This is a genomic window from Arthrobacter sp. zg-Y238, assembly GCF_024385525.1.
Taxonomy (GTDB): domain Bacteria; phylum Actinomycetota; class Actinomycetes; order Actinomycetales; family Micrococcaceae; genus Arthrobacter_B; species Arthrobacter_B jinronghuae.
In genome coordinates this window covers 200,934-226,073 of sequence record NZ_JANFLU010000001.1, presented here as the reverse complement: position 1 = coordinate 226,073, position 25,140 = coordinate 200,934, and the positions used below count along the sequence as shown (strand labels likewise).

22 protein-coding genes and 1 pseudogene are annotated in these 25,140 nt (G+C 62.9%); 13 read left to right on the top strand and 10 right to left on the bottom strand.

What is annotated here, in order from left to right; genetic code table 11:
* Positions 1 to 64: 64 nt before the first annotated feature.
* The 6 genes from NNX38_RS01170 to NNX38_RS01145 all read left to right on the top strand — a co-directional run bounded on the left by NNX38_RS01170 (position 65) and on the right by NNX38_RS01145 (position 6,749).
* Positions 65 to 595 carry an NUDIX hydrolase gene (locus tag NNX38_RS01170; RefSeq protein WP_227920343.1) on the top strand — a complete coding sequence of 177 codons (531 nt, stop codon included), beginning with the start codon at positions 65 to 67 and terminating at the stop codon, positions 593 to 595.
* A gap of 62 nt (positions 596 to 657) precedes the next feature.
* Positions 658 to 2,319 (top strand): murein biosynthesis integral membrane protein MurJ, encoded by a 1,662-nt coding sequence (gene murJ, locus NNX38_RS01165; RefSeq protein ID WP_255796333.1) that lies wholly within the window; start codon positions 658 to 660, stop codon positions 2,317 to 2,319.
* Between the two features lie 165 nt (positions 2,320 to 2,484).
* Positions 2,485 to 3,972, top strand: a complete 1,488-nt coding sequence (locus NNX38_RS01160; RefSeq protein ID WP_255796332.1) for an ABC transporter substrate-binding protein — start codon at positions 2,485 to 2,487, stop codon at positions 3,970 to 3,972.
* 178 nt (positions 3,973 to 4,150) lie between these two features.
* Positions 4,151 to 5,194, top strand: coding sequence for a thioredoxin-disulfide reductase (trxB, locus tag NNX38_RS01155; RefSeq protein ID WP_255796331.1), 1,044 nt, complete (start codon positions 4,151 to 4,153; stop codon positions 5,192 to 5,194).
* A gap of 28 nt (positions 5,195 to 5,222) precedes the next feature.
* On the top strand, positions 5,223 to 5,549 hold the full coding sequence (trxA, locus tag NNX38_RS01150) for a thioredoxin (RefSeq protein ID WP_229951243.1): 327 nt from the start codon (positions 5,223 to 5,225) through the stop codon (positions 5,547 to 5,549).
* Positions 5,550 to 5,555: 6 nt separating this feature from the next.
* On the top strand, positions 5,556 to 6,749 hold the full coding sequence (locus NNX38_RS01145) for a peptidoglycan-binding protein (RefSeq protein WP_255796330.1): 1,194 nt from the start codon (positions 5,556 to 5,558) through the stop codon (positions 6,747 to 6,749).
* Between the two features lie 121 nt (positions 6,750 to 6,870).
* Here the strand turns inward: NNX38_RS01145 and NNX38_RS01140 are convergent, their stop codons facing one another.
* Positions 6,871 to 7,533 (bottom strand): class I SAM-dependent methyltransferase, encoded by a 663-nt coding sequence (locus NNX38_RS01140; RefSeq protein ID WP_255796329.1) that lies wholly within the window; start codon positions 7,531 to 7,533, stop codon positions 6,871 to 6,873.
* Positions 7,534 to 7,608: 75 nt separating this feature from the next.
* On the opposite strand from NNX38_RS01140, the gene NNX38_RS01135 reads away from it, so the two are divergent.
* Positions 7,609 to 8,868, top strand: coding sequence for a DUF1116 domain-containing protein (locus NNX38_RS01135; RefSeq protein ID WP_255796328.1), 1,260 nt, complete (start codon positions 7,609 to 7,611; stop codon positions 8,866 to 8,868).
* A 124-nt stretch (positions 8,869 to 8,992) separates the two neighbouring features.
* Here NNX38_RS01135 and NNX38_RS01130 read toward each other — a convergent pair whose 3' ends face one another.
* Complete coding sequence (locus tag NNX38_RS01130; RefSeq protein WP_255796327.1) at positions 8,993 to 9,568, bottom strand: winged helix-turn-helix domain-containing protein; 576 nt, start codon at positions 9,566 to 9,568, stop codon at positions 8,993 to 8,995.
* 60 nt (positions 9,569 to 9,628) lie between these two features.
* Between NNX38_RS01130 and NNX38_RS16875 the strand changes: the two are divergent.
* Together NNX38_RS16875 and NNX38_RS01125 are read left to right on the top strand one after the other, a co-directional pair.
* A pseudogene (locus tag NNX38_RS16875) lies at positions 9,629 to 10,249 on the top strand (MFS transporter); the annotation flags it as partial.
* On the top strand, positions 10,182 to 10,913 hold the full coding sequence (locus NNX38_RS01125) for an MFS transporter (RefSeq protein ID WP_255796326.1): 732 nt from the start codon (positions 10,182 to 10,184) through the stop codon (positions 10,911 to 10,913). The pseudogene NNX38_RS16875 and the gene NNX38_RS01125, both read left to right, overlap by 68 nt.
* 2,612 nt (positions 10,914 to 13,525) lie before the next feature.
* On the opposite strand, the gene NNX38_RS01120 is transcribed toward NNX38_RS01125, so the two are convergent.
* The 8 genes from NNX38_RS01120 to rpmH form a co-directional block, all read right to left on the bottom strand.
* The gene (locus tag NNX38_RS01120; protein WP_255796325.1) at positions 13,526 to 14,956 is read right to left on the bottom strand and encodes a ParB/RepB/Spo0J family partition protein; all 1,431 of its coding nucleotides are present in this window, start codon (positions 14,954 to 14,956) and stop codon (positions 13,526 to 13,528) included.
* Between the two features lie 105 nt (positions 14,957 to 15,061).
* Positions 15,062 to 16,183 carry an AAA family ATPase gene (locus NNX38_RS01115; RefSeq protein ID WP_370646348.1) on the bottom strand — a complete coding sequence of 374 codons (1,122 nt, stop codon included), beginning with the start codon at positions 16,181 to 16,183 and terminating at the stop codon, positions 15,062 to 15,064.
* A 214-nt stretch (positions 16,184 to 16,397) separates the two neighbouring features.
* Positions 16,398 to 17,030 carry a 16S rRNA (guanine(527)-N(7))-methyltransferase RsmG gene (rsmG, locus tag NNX38_RS01110; protein ID WP_255796324.1) on the bottom strand — a complete coding sequence of 211 codons (633 nt, stop codon included), beginning with the start codon at positions 17,028 to 17,030 and terminating at the stop codon, positions 16,398 to 16,400.
* Between the two features lie 39 nt (positions 17,031 to 17,069).
* The gene (locus NNX38_RS01105; RefSeq protein ID WP_255796323.1) at positions 17,070 to 17,615 is read right to left on the bottom strand and encodes a R3H domain-containing nucleic acid-binding protein; all 546 of its coding nucleotides are present in this window, start codon (positions 17,613 to 17,615) and stop codon (positions 17,070 to 17,072) included.
* Entirely contained in the window at positions 17,612 to 18,574 is a 963-nt protein-coding gene (gene yidC, locus NNX38_RS01100; RefSeq protein ID WP_255796322.1) for a membrane protein insertase YidC, read from the bottom strand. The genes NNX38_RS01105 and yidC overlap by 4 nt, the downstream gene beginning before the upstream one ends.
* Before the next feature lie 9 nt (positions 18,575 to 18,583).
* Entirely contained in the window at positions 18,584 to 18,955 is a 372-nt protein-coding gene (gene yidD / locus NNX38_RS01095) for a membrane protein insertion efficiency factor YidD (protein WP_255796321.1), read from the bottom strand.
* 30 nt (positions 18,956 to 18,985) lie between these two features.
* Positions 18,986 to 19,333 carry a ribonuclease P protein component gene (rnpA, locus tag NNX38_RS01090; protein ID WP_255796320.1) on the bottom strand — a complete coding sequence of 116 codons (348 nt, stop codon included), beginning with the start codon at positions 19,331 to 19,333 and terminating at the stop codon, positions 18,986 to 18,988.
* 63 nt (positions 19,334 to 19,396) lie between these two features.
* Positions 19,397 to 19,534 carry a 50S ribosomal protein L34 gene (gene rpmH / locus NNX38_RS01085; protein ID WP_022892375.1) on the bottom strand — a complete coding sequence of 46 codons (138 nt, stop codon included), beginning with the start codon at positions 19,532 to 19,534 and terminating at the stop codon, positions 19,397 to 19,399.
* A gap of 526 nt (positions 19,535 to 20,060) precedes the next feature.
* On the opposite strand from rpmH, the gene dnaA reads away from it, so the two are divergent.
* The 4 genes from dnaA (at position 20,061) to NNX38_RS01065 (ending at position 25,103) form a co-directional block, all read left to right on the top strand.
* Positions 20,061 to 21,482 carry a chromosomal replication initiator protein DnaA gene (dnaA, locus tag NNX38_RS01080; RefSeq protein WP_146359770.1) on the top strand — a complete coding sequence of 474 codons (1,422 nt, stop codon included), beginning with the start codon at positions 20,061 to 20,063 and terminating at the stop codon, positions 21,480 to 21,482.
* A 601-nt stretch (positions 21,483 to 22,083) separates the two neighbouring features.
* Entirely contained in the window at positions 22,084 to 23,208 is a 1,125-nt protein-coding gene (dnaN, locus tag NNX38_RS01075) for a DNA polymerase III subunit beta (RefSeq protein ID WP_229951266.1), read from the top strand.
* 187 nt (positions 23,209 to 23,395) lie between these two features.
* Positions 23,396 to 24,580 carry a DNA replication/repair protein RecF gene (gene recF, locus NNX38_RS01070; RefSeq protein WP_255796319.1) on the top strand — a complete coding sequence of 395 codons (1,185 nt, stop codon included), beginning with the start codon at positions 23,396 to 23,398 and terminating at the stop codon, positions 24,578 to 24,580.
* A gap of 4 nt (positions 24,581 to 24,584) precedes the next feature.
* Positions 24,585 to 25,103: a DUF721 domain-containing protein gene (locus NNX38_RS01065; RefSeq protein ID WP_370646347.1), complete on the top strand. Its 519-nt coding sequence runs from the start codon at positions 24,585 to 24,587 to the stop codon at positions 25,101 to 25,103.
* Positions 25,104 to 25,140 lie beyond the last annotated feature (37 nt).

Genomic DNA, 25,140 nt, shown 5'->3' with positions numbered 1-25,140 from the left:
GCTTCCTCTCCGGCAGCCCGCATAACAGTCATCATCCCCCGGCAAAGATCGTTACAGTGGGAGTATGGCCCATCCCGTACCGAGCGCCCCCAAGCGGACCCCGTTGACTGCGTCAATGGGCGGCGCCGGTGCGCATTCGGTGCATACCCCCCTCCCCACGGTGGAGGAGGTTTCGGCCGGCGGGATTGTGGTCGACACCTCAACGGAGCAGCTGCACGTCGCGATCATTGCCCGACTGAACCGCGGCGGCCGGCTGGAATGGTGCCTGCCCAAGGGCCACCCCGAAAACGACGAAGACAATCAGGCTGCCGCCATCCGCGAAATTGCGGAGGAGACGGGCATTGACGGCCGCATCCTGACGGCACTGGGCAGTATCGACTACTGGTTTACGGTCAGCGGGCACCGGGTGCATAAGACGGTCCACCACTTCCTCCTGGAAGCCTGCGGCGGGCACCTGACCATCGAAAATGATCCGGACCACGAAGCCGTGGACGTCGCCTGGGTTCCGCTGGCGGAGCTCGGCCGGCGGCTCTCCTTCCCCAACGAGCGCCGCATCGCGGACCTCGCCCGCGAGATCCTCCCCCGCTACCTTTGACTCCCCCGGGGCGCAGCGCCGTTTGAGGCAATCCGGACCGGAGGTGAGAACATAGGGTCACGATGGCCGAAAAGAACATAGCCCCCAGTACTACGCGTTCGAGTGTCGTGATGGCATCGGGAACACTCGTTTCCCGTGTCCTTGGACTGGTCCGCACCGCCCTGTTGGCAATCGCCATCGGCAGCACCGGACTGGTCACCGATATCTTCAGTTCAGCGAACGTGCTGCCGAACTTTATCTACCTGATGGTGGCCGGCGGCGTCTTCAACGCAGTGCTGGTCCCGCAGATCATCAAGGCGAGCAAGCGGCCTGACGGGGGCGCCGAGTACGTTTCGCGGATCCTCACCCTCTGCCTCCTCGTGCTGGCCGGCATAGCCCTCGTGGCCACGCTCGCTGCACCCGTGATCCTGTCCACGGTCTTGTCGCTGAGCCCGGACCAGCTGGCCCTGGCGACCACCTTCGCCTACTGGCTTTTCCCGCAGATCTTCTTCTACGGCGCCTACGCGGTGATCGGGCAGATCCTCAACGCCAACGGCAGGTTCGGCGCCTACATGTGGGCGCCCGTGGTCAACAACATCATCGCGATCGCCGGCCTGCTCGTCTTCATTACGTTCATCGGCAGGGAGGAGACGTCGTCGTTCTCTCCGGAGAACTGGACTACCCAGGCCACCGTCATCCTGGCCGGCAGCACCACCCTCGGCATTGTGATGCAGGCACTGATCCTGCTGGTCCCGCTGCGCCGCCTTGGACTGGGGCTGCGTCCCTCGTTCGGGCTTCGCGGGGTGGGCCTGCGGGAAACCGGGAAGGTGGCCAAGTGGACCATCATCACGATGCTTGTGGGCAACGGCGCTTACCTGGTCTACACAGCCGTGGCCACGATCGCCTCCGAAGCCCGGCCCGAATACCAGGCCATGGGCCGTGAGATTGCCGGGCAGCTGAACCTGGAAACGGCGTCGATGCTGTACATCATTCCGCACTCCGTCATCACGTTGTCCCTCGCCACGGTGCTCTTCAACCAGATGTCCCACGCCTACTCGGAGAAAAACTACGACGGCGTCCGGGCGACCCTGTCGCAGGGGCTGCGGGCCATCGGGGTGGCCACCGTCTTTTGCTCCGCGGTGCTGATTGTCCTGGCCGGACCGATCAGCATCTGGTTCAGCGGCGGATCGAATGTCTCCGCCGCGCTGCAGGCCCAGGTGCTGGTGCTGCTGGCGATCAGCGCACCCTTCCTCAGCGCCACCTTCCTGATGAACCGTGCCTTCTACGCCAACGAGGACGCGAAGACCCCGCTCGTTATGCAGCTGATTCTTTCGGCCTTCGGCATCACGCTTGCCCTGGGGGCAGCCACCTTGCCCGCCGACCGGATCATCTTCGCCCTGGCCATCGCCTATTCCCTGGGCAACGTCGCGGCCGTCGTCCTCAGTCACATCTTCCTCCGCCGCAGCCTCGGCGACTACGGCGGCGCCCGGGTCTTCGACGTCCACGTCCGGCTCGTGGTTGCCGCTTTGGCTGCTTCCGCCGTCGGTTCGGCCGCCTTGGCTGTGCTGGGCGGCTACTCGGCCGACGGCTTTGCCTGGCAATCGCTGCCTTCCGCCACCGTAGTCCTGGTGGTCTGCGGCGCCCTGATGGCCATGGCGTACTACCTCATGCTGCGCGTTCTGAAGGTCTCCGAGCTGGACGCGTTCCTGGCACCGCTCCTTGCCAAACTCCGGCGCACTCCCTAAAGTGCCGCTTCCGGCATTCTGTGACGGCACGGGTAGCATGGGAACAAAGCAGGCAGTTCAGGGCTGCGGCAGCCGGCCGCGTTCCGTGTCCGTGAACGAACATCCGAGTACGCAATGTCAGATAAGCCTGACGCAGTCTTATTGCCGTTTTCATGGGAGGAACACGTGCCACAGTCCGTAGACGTCGGTTCAGTACTGGGCGGGCGTTACAAGGTGACAGCCCTGGTACTCGCTTCAGCTGAGCAGGACATGGTGCTCGATGGTGTGGACCAGGTCCTGAACCGCTCCGTCAGCATCCTCGTAGCCGCCCCCGTGAATGCCAGCCAGGTCTCGGCCAGCGCCCGTGAAATCGCCACCGGTGAACGCCACGGCAACGTCCAGGTGCTGGATCTGGGTGTCAGCGACGGCCGTACCTACCTGGTCACGAATACTGCCAGCGCGGCGGATCTCCTGGATCTCGTGATTGAGCGGGATGCCCCCTACGTCGAGCCTTTCTTTACCGACACCCTCGGCTCGGAAATCTTCGGTATGCCCCGCTCCCGCGAGCCGGAAACCGTTGAAGAAGACCGCTACGTTGAACACGAGGCGCGTGAGCCGCGCAAGCCGCTGCTCTCCGGTGCGCACAAGCCCAAGCTCCCCCGGTTTGGACGCAGCGCCGCTGCTGCTGCTGGAGCCGGCGCCGGGGCCGCTGCGGCCGAGCGCGACCTTCAGTTCGGCGAGTCAGCCGACGCTCCGGCCGAGGCCGCCACCGGCGGTGCCAACGTCCCCCCGCCTCCCGCTAACCGGCCCAGGCAGTCGGCCGCCGAAGCGCAGCCGGCCAAGGTCACTAAGTGGGAAGATGACGAGCCCCGGGCTGCACCGGTTCCGGAACGGAACTCCCGCTCGGCGTCGACCTTCCCCAAGTCCGCCCTGGCGGCAGGCAGTTACGACGATGACGGCTACGGGTACGGCGATCCGGACGAGGACTTCGAAGAGGACAGCGCCGAGGAGAAACCGAACCGCAAGTCCGGCCGCGTGCTTATCGGCGCGATCCTGAGTCTCGTGCTTGTCCTCGCAGTGGTCCTCGCCGTTTCCCAGCTCGGCAAAATGGGCGATATGTTCGGGTCCAACCCGGAAGCCGGTGCCTCCACGGAACCGACGCAGGAGGCTGCGCAGGCCGCCCCGAGCGCGGACGCCGCCGCACCTGCACCGGCACCCGAGATTGCAGGCATCACCCGTCTGGTTCCGGGCAATCCGCAGCTCGATTCCGCCAACGACGGCGCCCTGCCGCAGATCATCGACGGCAACCCGTCCTCCTACTGGTCCAGCTACGTCTATGCCAGCGACACGTTCGGCGGGCTCGCCCCGAGCCTGGCCATGGTGGTGGATCTGGGTTCGGAATCGGCGATCAATGAGATCAACATCACCCAGCTGAACGGCACGGGTGGCAGCTTCTCCGTAATGCTCAACGACACTCCGGATCTGGAGGGTGCGACGTCGGTTGCCCAGAGCGGCTTCACCGGTCCCACCACCAGCATTCCGGTGCCGAAGACGGACGGGCAGGCTGCTTCTGCCCGCTACGTCATCGTCAACTTCACGCAGCTGCCCCGCCTCAGCGGGGTGCAGGCCGCGTACCCGTGGGGACTTAGGATCGCCGAAATCGGCGTGTCCTGACCCCTGCGCTCGGATCCTTCCGCCCAGCCGTGACGAGCCTGCCCCGCCGGGCCTGCCGGAATAAGCTGGGCCCGGTATTCGTTGTGCCGGGTGATCCACATAGGAATCGGTCCTTTGGGATTCGATCTCGATTTTTAGTTCCACACTGTAGTTCTACAAGGAAGAGGTTCACCGCCCCGTGAGCACCGAAAACCCCGTAGCCAACGACGGCGCCGCCGCTGCCGGCGACGTCCGCGAGGTCATCATCGTCGGCTCCGGCCCCTCCGGATACACTGCTGCCGTCTACGCAGCGCGTGCCAACCTGAAACCGCTCCTGATTGCGAGTTCAGTTACCGCCGGCGGCGAGCTGATGAACACCACCGATGTGGAGAACTTCCCCGGCTTCCCCGAAGGCATCATGGGACCGGATCTGATGGCCAACTTCGAAAAGCAGGCCGCTCGATTCGGGACCGAAATCCTTTTCGAGGACGTCACAGAGGTAGACCTCACCGGCGATATCAAAACGGTGACCATCGGTACGGGCGAAACCTTCCGCGCCCGCGCAGTCATCATCTCCACCGGGTCCGCGTACCGGGAACTGGGACTGCCGGACGAAAAGCGCCTTTCCGGGCGCGGTGTCAGCTGGTGTGCCACGTGTGACGGCTTCTTCTTCAAGGGCCAGGACATCGCCGTCATCGGCGGCGGGGACTCCGCTTTGGAGGAAGCACTGTTCCTCACGAAGTTCGCCTCCTCGGTAACCGTGGTGCACCGCCGGGACAGCCTGCGTGCCTCCAAGATCATGCAGGAGCGTGCCCTTTCCCACGAGAAGATCCGCTTCGCCTGGGATTCGGAAGTAGCCGCTATCCGCGGCGAGGACAAGGTCACCGGCCTCGTGCTGCGCAGCACCAAGGACGGTTCCGAATCCGAGCTCAACGTCACGGGCGTGTTCGTGGCCATCGGCAACGACCCCCGGGTGGATCTGGTCCGCGGCCAGCTTGAACTCACCGAGGAGGGCACCATCGCCGTCCTGGGACGTACCTCCAAGACATCCCTTCCGGGCGTCTTCGCGGCCGGCGACGTCATCGACCCGACCTACCGGCAGGCCATCACCGCCTCCGGCTCGGGCTGTGTGGCCGCCGTCGACGTCGAACACTACCTCGCCGATCTGGGCGATTCCGTCTCCACTGCGGCGGAGGTCCCCACCCCGCCGTCAGAGGCTGTTTCCGAACACGCAGCCCTCTAATTCCGTTCCTCGCTTAGGAGAGCAAAAAATGAGCAGTGCAAAAGCAGTAACCGACGCTTCTTTCGGTACCGATGTCCTGACCGCAGACAAGCCCGTAATCGTGGACTTCTGGGCTGAATGGTGCGGCCCGTGCCGCATGCTGTCCCCCATCCTCGACGACATTGCCGCGCAGTACAGCGACAAGGTGGACGTAGTGAAGGTGAACGTGGATGAAAACCCCGCGATCGCCGCGCAGTACGGCATCACTTCCATCCCCGCCGTTTACGTGTTCCAGGGCGGTGAGGTTGCGGCGACTTCCATCGGCGCCAAGCCGAAGCAGGTCCTGGAACAGGAATTCGCGGCCTTCCTGAAGTAAATAGCAATGACTGTGCATGGTGAAAGCCTGCGGAGGCTGGATGCCGGCCGGCGCGTGGTAGCGCTTCGTGAAGCGTTGCTGCGCGCCGGCGTCACCCTGTCCTACCTGGCACCGGACGCCGTTAATGATCCAACCGTTTTCGATGACCACGTAGACGCCGCGGTCCGGGCTTTCCAACAGAGCCGAGGCCTGATTGTCGACGGCGTTGCCGGTCCGGACACCCAGCGGGCCCTGTCCGAGGCGCAGTTCCGCTTCGGCGACCGGACCCTGAACTACGTTGAGGGCGGGCAGCTGCGGGGCGACGACGTCGCCGAGCTCCAACGCCACCTGTCCCACCTCGGGTTCTACTACGGTCACATTGACGGCAGTTTCGGAGTGCGTACCCGCTACGCAGTGGCCGAGCTGCAGCAGAACCTGGGGCTGCCGGGCACCGGCGTGTGCGACCGCGACACCATGCTGTCCATGTCCCGGGTGAACCGTGCCATCTCGCCCAGCCAGGCATTCGCCCTGCGCGACTACGAACGGCTGGACCGCTCCACCGCGGCCCTGCGCGGACGCGTTATTTCCGTAAACATCGGCCGTTCGCAGCTGGTGTCCCCGCACTGCGTCGAGCGGCTCAGCGGTGATCCGCTGACCGAACTGCTGGTCACCACGGATATCGCGGGGCGTGTGGAACGCATCCTGCGTGAATTCGGTGCCCGGCTGGTTCCGCAGCAAAGCGGTGCCGCATCCGAATCGGGATCTCCGCGGAACGTGCCCAGCCTGAACCTGGATATCCACTGTGACTGGCTGAACCAGCAGGCCGCCTCCGGCATGGCTGCCTACTACTGGGGCCTGCCGGGTACCGGTGAAGCACGCTCCCCCATCGGCCACCGGGCCGCCGTCCTGCTCTTGAAGGAACTAGGCGCCCGCACCGACTTGGACAACCTGGGCGTGCATGCCCGGACCTGGGACACTCTGAAGGTGCCGGGCGTACCGTCCGTGGGGCTGGATCTGGGCTACCTCAGCAACGCGCACGACGCCGAGCGCCTCGCCGATCCGGTCTTCCGCCAGACGGTTGCCGATTCAATCGTGATTGGTATCCAGCGCCTGTACCTCCTCGAGGAGGAGGACCAGCCCACAGGCACCCTGGCCCTTGACGATGTGCTGAAGTTCAACCCGGCGGAAGAACCGGCTGCGAGACGGGTTTCCGGCCTCTAGACAGTCCGGCGTTTCCTATGGAAACCCGGTACTGAGCGCGGAGATCCCGCGTTTTTCACTCTCCGTGAGGTCGGAGCGTCCGCTGTGCAGGACATCCTGAGGTTCCCGCCGGGCCTGTCAGCTAAGGGCATTGTGCGCTGATGAATCCCTGTGCATGGCCTTCCCCGACGGTCGGGGGGCGGCTCAGGCTTTCCTGGATCTGGAAACCTGCTCCCTCCAGCACCGCGGCTGTTTTTGGGATGTCGTGGAGGTAGGCAGTAAGTTCCATTTCTTGTCCGTAGGCCTTTGTGATTCTGCGGGGCCCTAACCCCGCTTGGAAACCCAACAGGAGCCGTCCACCGGGGCGAAGTATCCGCCGGAACTCGGCGAAAACCTCCGGTAGTGCTGCAGCCGGGGTGTGGATAATCGAATACCAGGCCAGCACCCCGTGAAATGATCCGTCGGCGTAGGGCAACGAGGATATCGCAGCTACCTCAAACCGCCTTTGCGGATGGGCTTTCCGTGCCTGGCGGACCATACCTTCCGAAATGTCGCACCCTTGGATAGCCACTGGCACCAGTGCGTCGAGATAGCTAATCATCCGCCCGGCTCCGCAGCCCGCATCCAGGACGGCGGCTCCGGCCGGCAGCAAGCCGGCAAACCTGCGCACCATGGCCAGGTCCAGCTCATCCTCCGGCCCCCCGGCCCCGCCCGGCGTCGGGATCAGTTCCGCGTAGGCCCGCGCAACGGCGTCGTAGGCCCGGGCGACCGCACCCGGGACGCCGGGCAACCCGCCATCATTCATCGCACCAACGTACCGTGCCGTGTGCCATGCTTCTGGCATGACGGTCCGGGGGAATGCCATGGCGGCGGCAACAGTATGACAACGACGTCGAGGGAGGCTTCCCGCCTCTCTGCCAACCAAGCAGCTGTCGAGGCCATGCTCTCCGCGGAGCCCGAGCTGATCGACATCCTCCCAGCTCTGGAGGCAGTCCCGGGCATGACTGAGGAGACCATCCTCGTCTCGGGACCGCTGATGCAGTGGCAGGATTACACCGGTTGCCAACGCTTGGCGGTTGTTGGCGCCGCCGTATTCGAAGGGCTCGCTGCCACCCCGGCAGAGGCTGACGCCTTGCTTCACTCGGGGGAGATCCGGCTGGGCTCCTGCCACGAGTACGGTGCCGTTGGTTCGCTTACGGGGGTTTGCTCTGCCTCCATGCCCGTGCTGGTGGTGCAGGACCGCCTGTCCGGGCGCACCGCTACGTGCAGGATGAATGAAGGTCCAGGGACGCAGGCGCTTACCTTCGGATCCCAGGGACCAGCGGTTGACGACAATCTGGCCCGAATCAGGAACCACGTGGCACCGGCCTTGGCGCAGCTCCTCCGGGAATCTCCGATACCGCTCCTGCCCATCATGGGGCAGGCGCTGGCGATGGGCGATGAACTCCACGGAAGGCAAACCGCTGCCGGGCTTCTGTTCCGGAATGCCGTCCTGGAACGCATCCTCCGGCGTCCGGGCGATGGCCCGGAGGCTGCTTCATTGCTGGCGTACCTCGACACAGCGGAATTCCATTTCCTGCACGTCGCCATGGCAGCCGCAAAGGTGATTGCAGATGGAGCAGAGTCAATTCCGGGCAGTTCCATCGTCACGGCCATGGCAATGAACGAGAAGGAGTTCGCGGTCAGGGTTTCCGGCGTGCCGGGCCAGTGGTTCCGTACACCACTGCCGCCGATCGCCGGGTTTTCCGGCAAACTCATGGCGCCTTGGACGTCCGCTGATCTGGGGTACAGCGGTGGCGACAGCCTGATCATGGAAACACTGGGGCTGGGCGGCGCCGCTGCGGCGGCGGCTCCCGCGCTGAGCCCGGTCTCCATCGGGACCCCGGCGCAAATGATGGAACTGACCAGCTCCCTGTATGCGGTTGCCTCGACGGAGCATCCGACGCTGCGGATTCCGGCGCTCGGCGGGCGCGGGGTCCCTTGGGGTATGGATGCTGCCGCCATTGCGAGGCTCCGCCTCGTACCTCCGGTGCACATCGGGGCGACCCTGCGCAGAGGCGGACTTGCCGGCGCGATTTTCTTCACTCCGCCGCTCCAGCCCTTTATCGACGCGGCCGAACGGCTGCAGTCAATCAGGTAACCGTTTCACGTGAAACAACACGCTCCCCGCCGCCGTGTAGCCCTGGGTGCACTGGGTGACCTGGGTGACCTGGGTGACCTGGGTGCCCTGGGTGACCTGGTCAAAATAAGCCCCTGCTAAACCGTCAGGGGTTGGCTTTGCGGGCATTGCCTGGTTGCCGCTCTAGCTGCGTTTCGGGTGGGGAGTCAGGATGGATCGCCATAAAAAGCGAGTAGTGTGTGCTGCCCTCAGGAGGTTCTTCGGCTTCGAACTCATCCAGCAGAGCCTGGAGGCGTTCGAGGAGCCGGGCATGTCCCTCTTCGGTGAGACGTATACCTAGCCGGGAGATTTGGACCTGTTCCGACGCGGGGACCTGTCCGACCTCGGAAACAAACGCGCCGATAGCTGCGCCCCGCAAGCGGAGATCCCGGCCATCGAGGTTTAACTGCCATGACTTGTCCGTGGCGCTGTAAGGGATCTCGTATGCGCCACTCGGCCCGGACCGCGCCTCCTGCGGTTCCAAGAAACCTACTGAGACGAGCTTGCGGACGTGATAGAGCACTGTCGCCGGATTGGCTGCGAGCCTGGTCGCAATTTCCTTGTTGGTCAGCTGCTCTTTCCTGCAGAGGCGCAAAATGCGGATACGCATTGCCGATGCAAGGGCTTTCGCCTCTTCCTCGCTTGCTGACCGCCGAGGGACCGTGCCGCTCTCGTCTGTCATGTGTGCACAATACCAGAAGGCCTATTGACAAAGATCAATCGATTGGTCAGAGTCAACCGCATGACGACTGAAGACGGCGACGCGGCTGTGGCCCCTGGCGGGGTCCTACGGGATCACGACTTCCGATTCCTGTTCTATGCCACTTCCCTGAGCCAGCTAGGGCAGCAGGTTTCGGGCCTGGCGCTGCCACTCGTGGCGGTGGTGACACTGACGGCCAGTGAATTCGAAGTTGGACTGCTTTCGGCCATGGGCACCGTTGCGTTCCTGTTGATCGGACTGCCCGCCGGAGTATGGGTCGATCGGCTGCGCTACCGCCAAGTGCTCGTCTCTTCGGACCTGATTCGGGCGGCGGTCCTGCTCACTGTTCCGCTCGCCTGGTGGCTTGGGGTACTCACAGTCTGGCAGCTTTACGTCGTGGCGTTGCTTATCGGCGTTTTCAGCGTCTTCTTCGACGTCGCTTACCAAAGCTATCTGCCGCGACTTATCGGGCGAGACCATTTGGTCGAAGGAAATGCCAAGTTGGAAACGGTGCACTCAGTTGCCCAACTTGGGGGTCCGGTCGCAGCCGGCCAGCTCATTGCCTGGCTGACGGCGCCCATTGCCCTGGCCTTGGATGCAATCGCGATGGGATTGTCCGCGCTGTTCATTGGGCGCATGCGTCACCGGCAGCCCAAGCCAGAGCCAGTGCCGGGATCCCAGCTGGGGGGGCATCGCAGAGGGCCTGCGTTTCGTTCTGGGCAACCCCCTGCTGCGGGCCATTGCTGGTGCCACAGCATTGTTCAACCTGGCCTTTGCCGCGTACATGGCGATGCTGGTGTTCTTCCTTCCGAGAGAGCTTGGCCTTGGTGCGCACCAAATCGGCATGGTCTTTTCGGTTCTTGGGGTTGGCGGCCTTGCCGGCGCGCTGGTGACCCGGCGGCTAACCCTGTGGCTGGGTGAAGGACCTGCCATCTGGCTGTCCATGGCTGTGACAGCGCCTTTTGCTCTTCTGTTGCCTGCTGCGGGAGGCGGATGGTCGGTTTGGTTGGGCGCGGCTGGACTGGCCGTGGCCAGCTTCGGCACGGTGGTCTACAACGTCACTCAAGTGAGCTTTCGGCAAAGACTGACCCCGGACCGCTTGCTGGGCCGCATGAACGCAACCATGCGTTTCCTGGTCTGGGGTACTCAGCCCGTCGGCGCGTTGCTGGGCGGAGTGCTTGGGCAGCTGTATGGAGCGGAGGCAGCACTCTGGATCGCGGCGGCGGCCGCCTGTGTAGCCTTCCTGCCGGTCGCGCTGTCACCCCTGCGAAGAATGCGGAAGCTAACCGATGAACAGCCCGCATCGGCCAATCCTTCCGCCGGATAGGCATTCTTGAGCCACCGTGCTCCACCATCCACCCTGTCCTCGTTTCACGTGAAACACGGCGTCGAGGGCGGAACTGGTCAGCGCGGTGCGGTGCGGTGCGGTGTTCGGTGTCCGGTGTCCGGTGTCCGGTGTCCGGTGCTGCTTCGACCAGGTTAAATGAGGAACACATCCAGCCTCAGACAAGGACGCCCCCCACTGGCGACGTCCGGCAGCACTTAGCCGAAGCGCAGCCAGGCTCGATCGGACGCTTGGAAGAATCACAGGAGCGGCAAACACTCGACGGCTACAAACCCTAGCCGGCCAGGAGAAGCTCAACCGCGGACGGCAGGCCGAGCGGGTCTTCGGAGGCCCCACCTCCATCCACACGTTGAGCACGGACTTGGCTTTAGCGGGACGGCCGCCCGACGTACTTTCCGGCACGGGGATAGGCTGGCGGTATCCGGCGCGGCACTCCTCCAGGTTTGGAAAGATACCGGCCGCTACCCGTGGTGCCGCATGCGCCAGCCGTCACCTGCGTTCTCGGTTCAGTTGTTTCTATCTTCGCTAAGCAACTGTGGCGTCGTGTGCGGCGCTCTGGAACCTCTGCCTGGAGCCTCGGCGACACATGACACGGGATAACACCCAACCGGGTCCAGCAGTCACGTGAATCCTTCATGCCGGCATCCTGCTAATTGCTCCCGTGTAGTTCCAGCCTCGAGCTCCGGTGGAAGTAGAGTCCGTGGGGCCCTTCTCGGGCGCCTTGGGCCCGGCCCTTGTCAGCACCAGACCAATAGGTCTGCTTGGGTGCTGTTCGAATCCGCACCCCGTAATCGACGCCAAGTTAAAGCGGGATACTGGTCGGCAACCGCAGGGCCGGCGGCGAGGCAGAGCCTGCTCATATACCGCTAGGCGGGCTGCAGCCCGCCTAGGTGCACAGAACCCGGCTCGGTGGTCCATGACTTCACGGGGTGATCCCACGGCCGCATGTAGCCCTCCTGTTCCTCGCGCCCACGTCTCGCCCGCCTAGGTGCAGCGGCCTGGGGAAGGGCGCCCTCTCTACCCCGCGGGCTGGTGTTTCACGTGAAACGCTGCCAAGAGATGCAGCCCGGTTCCTACGATCCCTCCGTCATCCGTGCAGCGATATTGCGGACTGAGTGGCTGCTAAACAACCCGTCCACTCAGCTCGCTTTCCACCATGTCCGGTGGACGCACGCCTTTCTCATGGGCCTAGCTAAGTGCCTCCCTGACCACACGCCCGGGTAGTTTCACGTGAAACAGTGCGGGGCTACCAAGGGAGTACGGGGCTACCAGGGGAATACGAACAATTCGCAGCGTGGCGCAGGCCCAATACCTATTGAAGAACCGCTGCGCTTCACACTTACCGCCAAACCGAATGAAGGACCGCTGCGCTTCGCCCGCCCCACATTTACAGCGCACGGTTTCATCTGGCTTCCCGAGGTGTGGCACAGCGCCAGGACCTCGATGCCGGTGGCGGGGTATGATCGTAAGCCATCAGCCTGTCCCTATGAGTCAGTGAAGGACCGTGTTCGACCCTCGACAATGGCCGTCAACACTACCGCCGATGGCCACCCAGATACCAGTACACGGGCGACCACCCGGCCGGACAGTGCCCGCATGATTTCGGAAGGCGCTCCACTAACGCGTGCCGGGCGTCCACGCTGTCTGCAAGCACGTCGTTTCACGTGAAACAGCCCAAGTCCTGCCGCTCGTCTCAGCCTCCAGCAGGGCGGCAATCAGCTGATGCTGTGCAGCCGTGTCGGCCTGAGAGGGGCACCGCGGCGCCTAGTTTGCATACGGATACCGGTCCGATCCGTGGCCCAGAACCGGTTCCATCAACCCATGGGCGGTTCGCGACCGCGCTAGTCGCGGAACCGGTTCTATCCACGTCCAAGTAACCTGGGACGTGCTGGCGCCTAAGGTTCAGACGTGCTGGCGCCTAAGGTTCACTGGCACCGTGGGTTTCGCCGGTGGGATTCGCCGGCGACCAGGCACTACGCGCACCCGACTCAAGGAAACCGCAATCACAAGACGTGGACGTAGCTCGACACGACTTCAACCGGCTCAGTACGCCCGCCGGGCATGTATTCGCCCAGTCAGGTGGTCGAATGGAGGGCTGCGGCAGTTGAGGCGCGAGACCACAAGGTGTAGGTATTGCCGCCGTAGCTGGAACTGGGTTTCACGTGAAACTTAGCATTGGCCGATGCATCGGAGCTGCAGTCCCGCCCTTCAGGCCAGGGATCAGAGACGTGGAGCAAGTTCACCGCCCTGGCCACGTCTGTTTCACGTGAAACGACGAGAAGCGGGAACTTGGTGGAGACTGCCTCATACCGACGGAGCTACCGTCCAGTGTGTCGGTGCACGGTACATGCGTCCCGGGGCGAGCATCTGACACATCAACAGCAATATAAGACGGGCGGCAGCGGAACAAACCGGCCGCCTACGGTCCGTAGACCCGCTCAACCGTTCGATCGCAGTAGCGTGGGCGGCCGCCGAGCTTGCACGGTGACAGCCGATCCCGGCAGACCTGCCCATGCGACCTTTCCTCAGAAAGCACTAAGGGCCGGGGTTTCACGTGAAACACCGGCCCTTTAGGCACCTCGTTGGGCTAGGAACTACTCCGCGGGCGTAGAGAGGACACCCATAATACGATTCAGGTCATCCACGCTGGCGAACTCGATACTGACCTTACCCTTCCGCGCACCAAGGGTGATCTTGACGTTTGTGTCCAGGCGGTCAGCGAGGGACGTCGCCAGATAATCCAGCCGTTCGTGCCGGGCGCCGATCTTTGGCTTCGATGTCTTGGCTGGCTTCCGCAGGCCGTCCGCAAGCGAAACGATCTCTTCGGTGGCACGAACGGAAAGGCCCTCGGCTACGATCTTCTGCGCCAGCTTCTCCATCTCAGCAGGATCCCCAAGCCCGAGCAATGCGCGTGCATGCCCAGCAGACAGAATTCCGGCGGCCAAGCGGCGCTGAACCAACGGAGGAAGCTTCATCAACCGCAGGGTGTTGGTTACCTGGGGCCGGGAGCGGCCGATGCGATCTGCGAGTTCTTCGTGGGAGCAACCGAAGTCATCCAGAAGCTGCTGGTATGCAGCAGCTTCTTCCAGCGGGTTCAGCTGGCTGCGGTGCAGGTTCTCGAGGAGTGCATCCCGGAGAAGGTCAACATCCTGGGTGGACCGGATGATAGCCGGCACCGAGGAGAGTCCTGCTTCGCGCGACGCGCGCCAGCGCCGTTCACCCATAACAAGTTCGTAGGGGTGCTCCGCATCGCCCTCGAGCGAGGGACGAACGACGATCGGCTGGAGTACGCCGATTTCCCGAATGGAATGTACCAGTTCGGCCATGTCATCTTCATCGAAGACCGATCGAGGCTGCTTACGGTTCGGATGAATCGAATCGATAGGAAGCTCGGCGAACGTTGCACCTGGCACCTGAACCAGGCCTTCCTCCCCGCTGTAATCCGGGGTCGATGTTTCACGGGAAACATCCGCATCCGCCGGGCCAACAGCATCCTGAACCGGTGCTTCCTTAGCCGCATCCGCCGGAGCAGGCACCGGAGCGGCCTGCGTGGCTTCAACCGCAGCCTGAGGACCGTCGGAGGGCTTGGTCTTCGCCGCACCCTTTACGTCGCTCTGGGTGGCCTTGGAAGCCGCCTTGGCGCCCTTGTTGGTGGAACCCGGGGTGGGGGCCGGGGTTGACCCAGCAACCGTCCCTGCGGCCCCTGAGTCGTCGGGTTTGGCAGCCGGAGCAGGGCTGGGAGCCTCTGCCTCCGCAGGCTTGCGGGCTTCCGGACGGGACGCGGAGCTGCGCGTGGTCGACTTCTTTGCCGGACCGCGAAGCGCTTCCTTGTTAATGCCTGCGCCCCTGCGCGGACCCGTACCGCCGAACTGGGAGCGGGACTCATCCGCTGCAGCAAAGAACAAATCAGCCGGACGCCCAGGAGTAACGGTTCCCTGGTTCGGGTTTTCTGTCTCCGCAGGCTCCGCACTGCTAGGAATCAAAGCTCCCAGACCGCGGCCTAAACCCCGACGCTTCTCGGCCATGGGTAAGTCCTTCCCTTATGCCAGCACTTCAAGCGGCACGGATTGATTGTGAGAGTATTCTATGGCGCGGAAGCTAGCTGGCAGCCGAACCCCGCCGGGGTGTCACTAGGCGCGCTGGGCTATCTCGGCTGCCGCTTCCAAATAGGAAAGCGCACCAGTTGAAGACGGGTCATACGTCATCACGGTCTGCTGGTAGCTCGGCGCCTCCGAAACGCGTACCGACCGCGGAACGACCGCGCGCAGCACCTGCTCGGGGAAGTGTTCGCGTACCTCGGCCGCAACCTGTGCGGCGAGATTCGTTCTACCGTCGTACATGGTGAGCAGAATCGTGGAGACAACCAGATCAGCGTTCAAATGCTTTTGGATCATCTCGATATTCTTCAGCAGCTGGCTGAGGCCCTCGAGCGCGTAGTACTCGCACTGGATCGGGATCAGGACTTCCCTTGCCGCTACAAAGGCATTGACGGTAAGCAGGCCGAGGCTCGGCGGGCAGTCAATGAATATGTAGTCCAGGCGCTCCAGCCCCTGCTTTTCCCGTTCGGCCGCATAGACATTGATGGCGCGGCTCAAACGCTGTTCACGCGCAACCAGGGAAACCAGTTCGATTTCTGCCCCGGCGAGGTGGATAGTCGCGGGCGCACAGATGAGGTTGCTGATGTCCGGGCACTGCGCAACCACATTGGCCAGCGGAAGGTCATCGATCAGTACATCGTAGATGCTCTCCACGTCAGCACGGTGGTCGATGCCAAGGGCCGTAGATGCGTTTCCCTGCGGATCGATGTCGATAACCAAAACGTTCTGGCCGGCGGTCGCCAGGGCAGCAGCAAGGTTGACCGTGGTGGTCGTTTTCCCCACCCCGCCCTTCTGGTTGCTCACCGTCATGATGCGCGTCTGGGGCGGCCGCGGCAAAACGCGTCCGCGAAGCTTCTCCCGACGCCGGTTTTCACTGGCCAGTTCCCGCGCCAGCGGGGTGCTCTCGTCCATCAAATCCATAACGTCTTCCGAGGTCGCCACAGGAGCGGCTCCTTCGGATACACCACCTTCGATAGCTCGGGGGGCCTGCACGAGTGCGGCACTGCTTTCAGTCTGGGCGGGTTCCAACTGCTCGGCCGGTTCCAGCGACTTAGCGGGTTCCAGCGACTTAGCGGGTTCCAGCGACTTAGCGGGTTCCAACCGCTCGGCCGGCACCGTTTCACGTGAAACGATCGCTGGCTTTTCCACAACCACTTGTGGTTGCTTTCTACCGAACGAGGCGGACAGGGCAGAACCGAGTGCGGCGAAGGGAGGAATTCGTTTTGCGGCAGAATCACGCGCACTCACCTGGTCATGCTCACTTTCCAACATAAAGCGTTAAGGCATTAGTTCATCTAGACTATCCGCTTCGCGGCCATTCCCCGGGACCGGCATGGGTGTGTGCATGAAAGCTAAGGTGTCGGGCTCCTCACCCCACAGTTATGCGTACCACCGTGGTGGGTTCTTCAAGGACGTCTGCCCCTACGGTCAGCACCGCAGTATCCCGTCCGCCCAACTTGCGGATTGCTTTCGCGGCCTTCTGCACTTCTTCTTCGGCGCTGCGGCCCTTGATGGCCAGCACCTGGCCACTGCCATGCAGCAGGGGCACCGTCAGTCCGGCCAATCCGCCGAGGGCCGAGACAGCCCGGGCCGTGGCTACATCCACGTTTACCTCGTCGACTACCTGTTCTGCGCGGCCGCGGATCACGCGGACATTGTCGAGTCCAAGATCCGTGACCACCTCATTGAGCCAAATGACCCGCCGCTCAAGCGGCTCTATGAGCGTCATGCTGAGGTCGGGCCGGGCAATGGCCAGGCACAGGCCGGGCAGCCCGGCACCGCTGCCCACATCGGCAACGGTGGCATTCGCAGGGATCAGCTCGGCCACCACAGCGCAGTTCAGGACGTGCCTGCTCCAGAGCCGCGGAACTTCCCGCGGGCCGAGAAGGCCCCGTTCCATGCCCGACGTCGCGAGGTGCTCTACGTATCTTTGAGCCAGTTCCAGACGGTCACCGAAGATCTTCCGGGCGGCGTCCAGTTCTGCGGGAGTTGTTTCAACCACTTACTTGATATTCCTTGTCTGCACTGCCGGGTGGGGTAACTAAGAAGCAGGCAGGGAAACGACGATGTGGCGGTCCGCGCCTTCACCTTCGGATTCACTGACCAGGCCAAGTTCAGCCACGGCGTCGTGAACAATCTTGCGCTCATAGGCGCTCATGGGTACGAGCGCCACTTCCTGCCCGGTTTCCTTGGCACGCTTGGCTGCGTCCTCAGCTATGGACTGCAGCTGTCCGCCGCGCTCCTCACGGTAGCCAATGATGTCCAGGACCAACCGTGAGCGGTTTTCCGTGGCCGTCAGCACCGACAGCCGCGTGAGTTCCTGCAATGCCTCAAGCACTTGACCATCCCGTCCCACCAGGGCCTGAAGAGCGGCGTCGTCGCCTTCCTCGGACACTACGGAGATGTACGTACGGCCGTTCCGGACCTCAATGTCGATATCCCCGTCAATGTCGGCGATATCCAGGAGTTCTTCCAGGTAGTCGGCGGCTACGTCGCCCTCTTCCTCAAGCCTCCCGCTGCGGACCTGTTCAGGTTCGGCAGCGTCTTCCAGGGGAACTGCGGGATCGTCAATGTGCTCGGTGCTCATTTTCTCTTCCTGTTCTTCCTCTGAGGCTGGGTGCGCTGGCCTTTCGGTGCTGCGGGTACCTCTACGGGCGTTTCGCCCTTTTTCTCACCCAGGAGCGGAGCCATCGGCAGGCCCTTGCGGGCACGACGCTCGGCGAGGGCCTTGGCCGCCGGCGAGCCGGGGGTAGGCATCCGGCGGATGACGAAGAACTGCTGTCCCATGGTCCACAGGTTGGTGGTGGTCCAGTAGATGAGCACGCCAATGGGGAAGTTGATGCCGCCGACGCCGAAGACGATGGGCAGTACGTAGAGCATCATCTTCTGCTGGCGCATGAACGGGCTAGCAAGGGCCTCTTCGGACATGTTCTTGGACATGATCTGCTTCTGCGTGATGAACTGCGAAGCGGTCATGGCCAGGATCATGATGATCGAGAGCACTACAACCGAGAAGTGGCCTTCGTCGCCGAAACCGTGCAGGAGCGATGAGGACAGCGGGGCACCGAAGATGGTGGCCTCGTCGAACTGCTGGATGGCGCTGTGCGACAGCGCGCCCTGGCCCTCGCCCGCGGCATTGGACGAGGAAATTCCGTTCAGCACCTGGAACAGGGCAAAGAAGAACGGCATCTGTACGAGCATGGGCAGGCAGGCCGCAAACGGGTTGGTGCCGTGCTTCTTGTACAGGGCCATCTGCTCCTGCGTCATTGCCTGACGCGAAAGCTGGTCGGTCTTGCCCTTGTACTTCTGCTGCAGCTTGCGCAGATCGGGCTGCAGGGACTGCATTCCGCGCTGCGCCTTGATCTGCTTGACGAAGACCGGAATCAACGCGGCGCGGATCACGATCACCAAGCCGATGATGGACAACGTCCAGGTCCACCCGGATGCGGCATCCATCCCGAGGAAAACGAATCCCTCGTGGAAGATCCACATGATCCATGACACTACCCACTTAAAGGGGAACAGTATCGTCTCGAAGAAACCCATTTACTCTCCTCAGGCCGCCGAGCGGCTGTCTTCGTCAGCTGGAATCACGGGGTGATTCAGCACAATGATCCTCGGGACATTCGTTGAGTCCCAAATCCGGTGTCCATCAGGTACGTGGTCCACGCCGCCGCCGTTCCAAGGATGGCAGCGGATAAGCCGTCGGAAAGCCAGCCAGGAACCTTTTACGGCTCCGTGGACGGTGACTGCTTCGAGGGCATAGGCGGAACACGAAGGGAAAAATCGGCAGACCTGGCCGTAGAGGGGCGAAACGGCCTTCCGGTACGCCATCAGCAGGCCGATGAGGAGCATGCGCGGGAGGTTCCATAAGAAACGGGCAACAGCAATCAAGGCCCTCAACGGAATAGATCCGGAGTCCCTCATCGCTGGCTCATCCTTCCTCACCTGACATGTCTAAAGCTGCGAAAGTTTGGCTATGCAGGCGTTCAAGGCGCTGTGGTAGTCCGCACTTAGTGCCGGCCACGACGCCGACGCGGAAGCAGGCAAGGCCCGCACCACCACGTCAAACCCGGTGGGGTGGAGAGCGAGGCTCTGCGCTGCCGCTTCCCTCAGTCTTCTCTTAACGAGGTTGCGTGTCACCGCGTTCCCGACGGATTTGGCCACTATAAAGCCTATGCGGCTCGGCTGGTCACCCGTAGGAAGCGCATATAGCACTACGTTCCGGCGCCCACTGCGGGCACCGGAACGTACAGTACGAGAAAAATCTGCCGATACCCTTACCCGGTTCCGTACGGCCAGCATTAGGACCACCTGGAATCCGGGGTAAAGCTGCTAAGAGGCAGCATCGACAAACTTTGAGGTTATTTAGGCCGACAGTTCGGTACGGCCCTTGCCACGGCGTGCGGAAAGGATGGCACGGCCGGCACGGGTACGCATGCGAAGGCGGAAGCCGTGCTTCTTGGCACGACGGCGGTTATTCGGCTGAAAAGTCCGCTTGCTCACGGTAGTTACTCCAAGACAATCTTGAGTCGCGCCGGCACTTGTTGCGACAAGGGGGAAGAACAAGCGGCGCTTTGTTTCATGTGTCTGTCTGTACTCGCCCGGACCTGGACCCTGATTTCCAGAACCCCTGCAGGGCATGTGTGAGTACAGATAGCAGACACAAAGGACTACTCAACGTTAGGTGAGACGGGGGCGCCAGTCAAACCGGGCTCGGACCCCGGGTAATCCACAGCCTGCGCCGGGCTGTGGATACCCTGTGGATAGTCCGCACATCCGGTTGTGCACCCAGATTTTTCAACAGCTGTGGACAACTGCTGTGGGTATCCTGCGGCCAAGTGCCCTGTGAGGGAGCCAACAGGCCCTTGTACAGGCGGATTTCCAGCTACCACCACGGGAAATCATCCTCTAGGCTTGGCGACGGGTACTTTATCCACTATCTGTGCATAACTCTGTGGATGAAGTGCCGGGATCCCCACCGGGATCCCGAGTTTTCTTAGACAGCCGCAGGGCGTCATGAGAGGTTTTTGTGGGTACGGACGAAATCAACGATGTGGGCAGCTCTTGGCGCAAGGTCATTCGGACTCTGGAGACCGATGACAGGGTCACTCCCCGACAGCGTGGATTCGTGGTGCTTGCGCAGGCCCAGGGCCTGATCGGCACCACTCTTCTGGTTGCGGTACCCAACGAACTGACTCGTGAAGTGCTGCAGACGCAGCTGAAGAACATCCTCGACGAAGTCCTTCGCGGCGTTTTCCAGGCCGATATCCAGTGTGCTTTCGTCATTGACTCCGACCTCACTCCCGTGGCCGAAGCCGAACCGGAACCCGAAGAGCAGCCGGCGGCCCCCAGTCCCGTACCCTCCGGCGAAAGCGGCGCGCCTTCCCCGACGCCGCCGAGCACCAGCCAGGAATTCGGCCGCCTCAATCCGAAGTACGTCTTCGAGACCTTCGTTATCGGTTCGTCCAACAGGTTTGCCCATGCGGCCGCCGTAGCCGTTGCTGAAGCTCCGGCGAAGGCCTACAACCCCTTGTTCATCTACGGGGACTCCGGGTTGGGCAAAACCCATCTCCTTCATGCCATCGGCCACTATGCCCGGCACCTGTACACCGGTATCCGCGTCCGCTACGTGAACTCGGAGGAGTTCACGAACGACTTCATCAACTCCATCCGCTATGACGAAGGCGCCAGCTTCAAACAGCTGTACCGCAACGTGGACATCCTGCTGATTGATGACATTCAGTTCCTGGCCAACAAGGACGCCACCCAGGAGGAGTTCTTCCACACGTTCAACGCCCTGCACAACCACAACAAGCAGGTGGTCATCACCTCGGACCTGCCGCCCAAGCAGCTTTCCGGTTTCGAGGAACGGATGCGGTCGCGGTTTGAATGGGGCCTGTTGACGGATGTGCAGCCGCCGGAGCTCGAAACCCGCATCGCGATTCTGCGGAAGAAGGCAATCGGGGACAGTCTCAGCGCTCCGGACGACGTCCTGGAATACATCGCGTCCAAGATTTCGACCAACATCCGGGAACTTGAAGGTGCACTGATCCGCGTAACCGCCTTCGCCAGCCTGAACCGGCAGCAGGTGGATGTCGGTCTGGCCGAGATTGTCCTGAAGGACCTGATTACCGACGACGGCGCCCAGGAAATTACAGCCGCGTCAATCCTCGGGCAGACTGCCGCCTACTTCCAGATCAGCCTCGAAGAACTCTGCAGCAAGTCCCGGACCCGCACCCTGGTCACCGCCCGGCAGATCGCCATGTACCTGTGCCGGGAACTGACGGACATGTCCCTGCCCAAGATCGGCCAGGAACTGGGCGGGCGGGACCACACGACGGTGATCCACGCGGACCGCAAGATCCGCGAACTGATGGCCGAACGGCGGGCTATCTACAACCAGGTGACTGAACTGACCAACAGGATCAAGCAGCAGCAGCGCGAGGCCTGAACACCGGCAAAAAAGAGCCCCGCAGGGGCTCGAAATTAACATTTGTGGACAAGGGTGTGGATAACCCGGTGGACAACCCCTGGTTACCCACGCTTCCCTGTGGATACGCGGAACCCTTAAAAAGTTTCCAACAGCCCCGAGCACGGCCGCTGCAGCGAGTCCACAGGTTATCAACAGGCTTAAACGGCCGGGACGCCCCGGTGTGAGGGGTTATCCACAGTATCCACAGGAGTTATTAACACTACGGATCTTAAGAAATTGGGTTCCACCAAATAACAACTAAGCTCCCGGACACCTCGAACCACCCGACACATCCAATGAAAAACTCATAGACCAGACTGTCGGCCAGCACCTGACCGTCGCCTCTCCGGTCCCGCTCCGGTGCAGTTCACCACCGGACAGGGCTAAGCTGTCACAGAGTATGGTTGTCATTCGCGTGTAAACCCGTACGGTCCGGTAGCTGGAGCTGAATGCACGTCTATCCGCTCCTACCCGGACACGTCGGCGGATGCTTCCCGCGTTCCACCACCACATAGCTCACACGAGTTCAAGACAAGATCAGTTGTACTGAGAAGTACGTTGCGAAAGGCGGCACCCTTCAGTGAAGTTTCGAGTTGAGCGGGATGTCCTGGCCGAGGCCGTCACGTGGACAGCACGTTCCCTGTCTCCGCGCCCGCCGGTTCCGGTCCTTTCGGGGCTGCTTATCAAGGCTGAAAACGGTTCCCTGAGCATCGCCAGCTTCGATTACGAAATTTCCGCACGTCTCCAGATTCCGGCCGACATCAGCGAAGAAGGCACCATCCTGGTTTCCGGCCGCCTGCTGGCCGAGATCTGCCGCAGCCTTCCTTCGGCTCCGGTGGAAGTTGAAACCGACGGTTCGAAGGTCACGCTGACCTGCCGCAACAGCCGGTTCAACCTCGCGACCATGCCTGAAGCCGAATATCCGGAACTGCCGGCCCTGCCCGAGGTGAGCGGCGTCGTCGACGGCGATGCTTTCGCACAGGCCGTGTCGCAGGTCATCATTGCCGCCAGCCGGGATGACACCCTGCCCATCCTCACGGGTGTGCGGATGGAAATCGAAGATGATCTCATCACTTTCCTGGCCACCGACCGGTACCGTCTGGCGCTGAGGGAACTGTCCTGGAAACCGGCTACTCCGGGGATTTCCACCAGTGCACTCGTCAAAGCCAAGACACTCAACGAGGTGGCCAAGACCCTCGGCGGCGCAGGGGACCTCAACATCGCCTTGTCCGATGACAGCGAACTTATCGGCTTTGAAAGCGGCGGCCGGCGCACCACCTCGCTGCTGGTAGACGGCGATTACCCCAAGATCCGCTCTCTTTTCCCCGAAAACACGCCTATCCACGCCACGGTGGAAACCTCTGCGCTGGTGGAAGCCGTACGTCGAGTTTCCCTCGTAGCCGAACGGAATACACCGGTCCGCCTGGCCTTCACCGATGGCCAGCTCTCCCTTGATGCCGGTACCGGCGAAGACGCCCAGGCATCTGAAGCACTGGAAGCGGCATTGGTAGGCGACGACATCACGGTCGCCTTCAACCCGCACTACCTGAGCGAAGGCCTGAGCGCGTTCCCGAGCAAATATGTCCGCTTCTCCTTCACGACGCCGCCCAAGCCGGCAGTGATTTCCGCCCAGGAAGAGCTCACCGGCGATGACCAGGCCGACTACCGCTACCTGCTGATGCCGGTACGTCTGCCGAACCAGTAGTTCGCCGCCCGCAGGCCCGGCTTACCGGTCATCATCCCGGCGACCCGCGGGCGATGGCGTCGAAAAAACGGCGTAACAATGTCGATGTAACACAATTTGACAATGGCCTGTTGAGTAGTGGGCAGCCCGCTGGCAGGAAACGGCCGGCGGCCCGACAGGCCCGACGGACAGGAGAGGATCAGAACCCATGTACGTTGACCACCTCTCCCTGACGGGCTACCGCAGTTATCCGCAGCTGGACATCCGGCTCGGACCCGGGGTCACCGTATTTGTCGGACCCAACGGCACGGGCAAAACCAACATTGTCGAGGCAATCGGCTATCTGGCCACGCTGTCTTCCCACCGGGTGAGCACGGATGGCCCGTTGGTGAACTTCGATGCCGAACAGGCACTGATCCGGGCCCGCCTGGTGCGGGGCTCCCAGGCCACCGGCGTCGAGCTGGAACTGAACCCCGGCCGCGGCAACCGGGCCCGGATCAACCGCGCCAATCCGGTTCGTGCCCGGGACATCCTGGGCCTGTGCCGGACGGTGCTCTTCGCGCCCGAGGACCTGGCACTGGTCAAGGGCGATCCCGGTAGCCGCCGTCGTTTCCTGGATGAATTGATCGTTTCCCTGGTGCCCCGCCATGCGGCAACCCGCTCGGACTACGACCGCGTGCTGAAGCAGCGGAACGCCCTGCTGAAATCTGCACGGGCCGCCGGCCGTGTCACCTCCGCGCACGAGGCAACCCTGGACGTATGGGACCAGCACATGGCCGTAGCCGGCGCCCAGCTGGTGGCCGCCCGGCTCGAGGCGCTCCAACGCCTGCAGCCTCACCTGCAGGCGGCCTACCGAGACCTCACCGACGGCTCGAAGGCTGCCCGGGCGGTCTATCGGTCCACCCTGCAGGGAACCGTCAACGACGACGGCGCGGTGGAAGGTTCCCAGGATCCGGACGAGTTGTATTCCTTGACCGTTCCGGAACTCACGGAGCGGTTCCTGCAGGCATTCGCCGCCAACCGCAGGCGCGAGCTTGAACGAGGGATCTCCCTGGTGGGTCCGCACCGAGACGAACTGGAGCTGATCCTCGGACAGGCGCCCGCCAAGGGGTATGCCTCCCACGGGGAAACCTGGTCCTTCGCCCTGTCCCTTCGCCTGGGGTCCTACTACCTGCTGACCAGCGACGATTCCACCCCCGGTTCCGGGCCGATCCTGATCCTGGACGACGTGTTTGCGGAGCTGGATGTGCAGCGCCGGCAGCGGCTCGCCGGAATTGTGGCTGGAGCCGAGCAGGTACTGGTGACTGCGGCTGTTGGCGACGACATCCCGGAATCACTGGCAGGGCGGGTCATTAACGTGATCCCGGGAGGCGTCAGTGTGCCCGTCTCCTGAGCCCGTGCTCCCCGGTGAGGAGCCCGAAGGCCGGCCCGACGCCGCCCGTGAGCAGCTCAACCGCATGCGCCAGGCTGCACAGGCCCGCGGAAACCAGCGCACCCCCGCAACCCGGCGCAAGACCGGCCGCAGCCGGCAGGCCCCCTTTATCCCCGGCGAGTATGTCGGGCGGGACCCGCAGGGCCTGGGCAATGTCTTCACCCGCTTCGTGAATGAACGCGGCTGGAACTCTCCCGTCGCCGTCGGATCGGTGATTTCCCGCTGGGAAGAGCTGGTGGGAAGCGAAGTCAGCGCGCACTGCAAACCGGAGTCCTTTCAGGACACCACGGTGCAGGTTCGGTGCGACTCGACGGCCTGGGCCACCCAGCTCCGGCTGCTGCGGGACACCCTGATTGCACGATTCGACGCTGAACTCGGTTCCGGCGTCGTCACCAAGATCGAGGTCATCGGCCCGGCGGCGCCGAACTGGCGCAAGGGACTTCGCAGCGTCAAAGGGCGGGGGCCCCGGGATACCTACGGGTAGACCGGACCGCTCGGCATCTCGGTCGCCTGTACGGAAG

Bases quoted from the DNA above. Each gene is read 5' to 3' on its own strand.
- NNX38_RS01170 (WP_227920343.1), top strand. From the start codon at position 65: ATGGCCCATCCCGTACCGAGCGCCCCCAAGCGGACCCCGTTGACTGCG.
- murJ (WP_255796333.1), top strand. From the start codon at position 658: ATGGCCGAAAAGAACATAGCCCCCAGTACTACGCGTTCGAGTGTCGTG.
- trxA (WP_229951243.1), top strand. From the start codon at position 5,223: ATGAGCAGTGCAAAAGCAGTAACCGACGCTTCTTTCGGTACCGATGTC.
- NNX38_RS01145 (WP_255796330.1), top strand. From the start codon at position 5,556: ATGACTGTGCATGGTGAAAGCCTGCGGAGGCTGGATGCCGGCCGGCGC.
- NNX38_RS01140 (WP_255796329.1), bottom strand. From the start codon at position 7,533: ATGAATGATGGCGGGTTGCCCGGCGTCCCGGGTGCGGTCGCCCGGGCC.
- NNX38_RS01135 (WP_255796328.1), top strand. From the start codon at position 7,609: ATGACAACGACGTCGAGGGAGGCTTCCCGCCTCTCTGCCAACCAAGCA.
- NNX38_RS01130 (WP_255796327.1), bottom strand. From the start codon at position 9,568: ATGACAGACGAGAGCGGCACGGTCCCTCGGCGGTCAGCAAGCGAGGAA.
- NNX38_RS01125 (WP_255796326.1), top strand. From the start codon at position 10,182: ATGCAATCGCGATGGGATTGTCCGCGCTGTTCATTGGGCGCATGCGTC.
- NNX38_RS01120 (WP_255796325.1), bottom strand. From the start codon at position 14,956: ATGGCCGAGAAGCGTCGGGGTTTAGGCCGCGGTCTGGGAGCTTTGATT.
- NNX38_RS01105 (WP_255796323.1), bottom strand. From the start codon at position 17,615: ATGAGCACCGAGCACATTGACGATCCCGCAGTTCCCCTGGAAGACGCT.
- yidC (WP_255796322.1), bottom strand. From the start codon at position 18,574: ATGGGTTTCTTCGAGACGATACTGTTCCCCTTTAAGTGGGTAGTGTCA.
- yidD (WP_255796321.1), bottom strand. From the start codon at position 18,955: ATGAGGGACTCCGGATCTATTCCGTTGAGGGCCTTGATTGCTGTTGCC.
- rnpA (WP_255796320.1), bottom strand. From the start codon at position 19,333: ATGCTGGCCGTACGGAACCGGGTAAGGGTATCGGCAGATTTTTCTCGT.
- recF (WP_255796319.1), top strand. From the start codon at position 23,396: ATGTACGTTGACCACCTCTCCCTGACGGGCTACCGCAGTTATCCGCAG.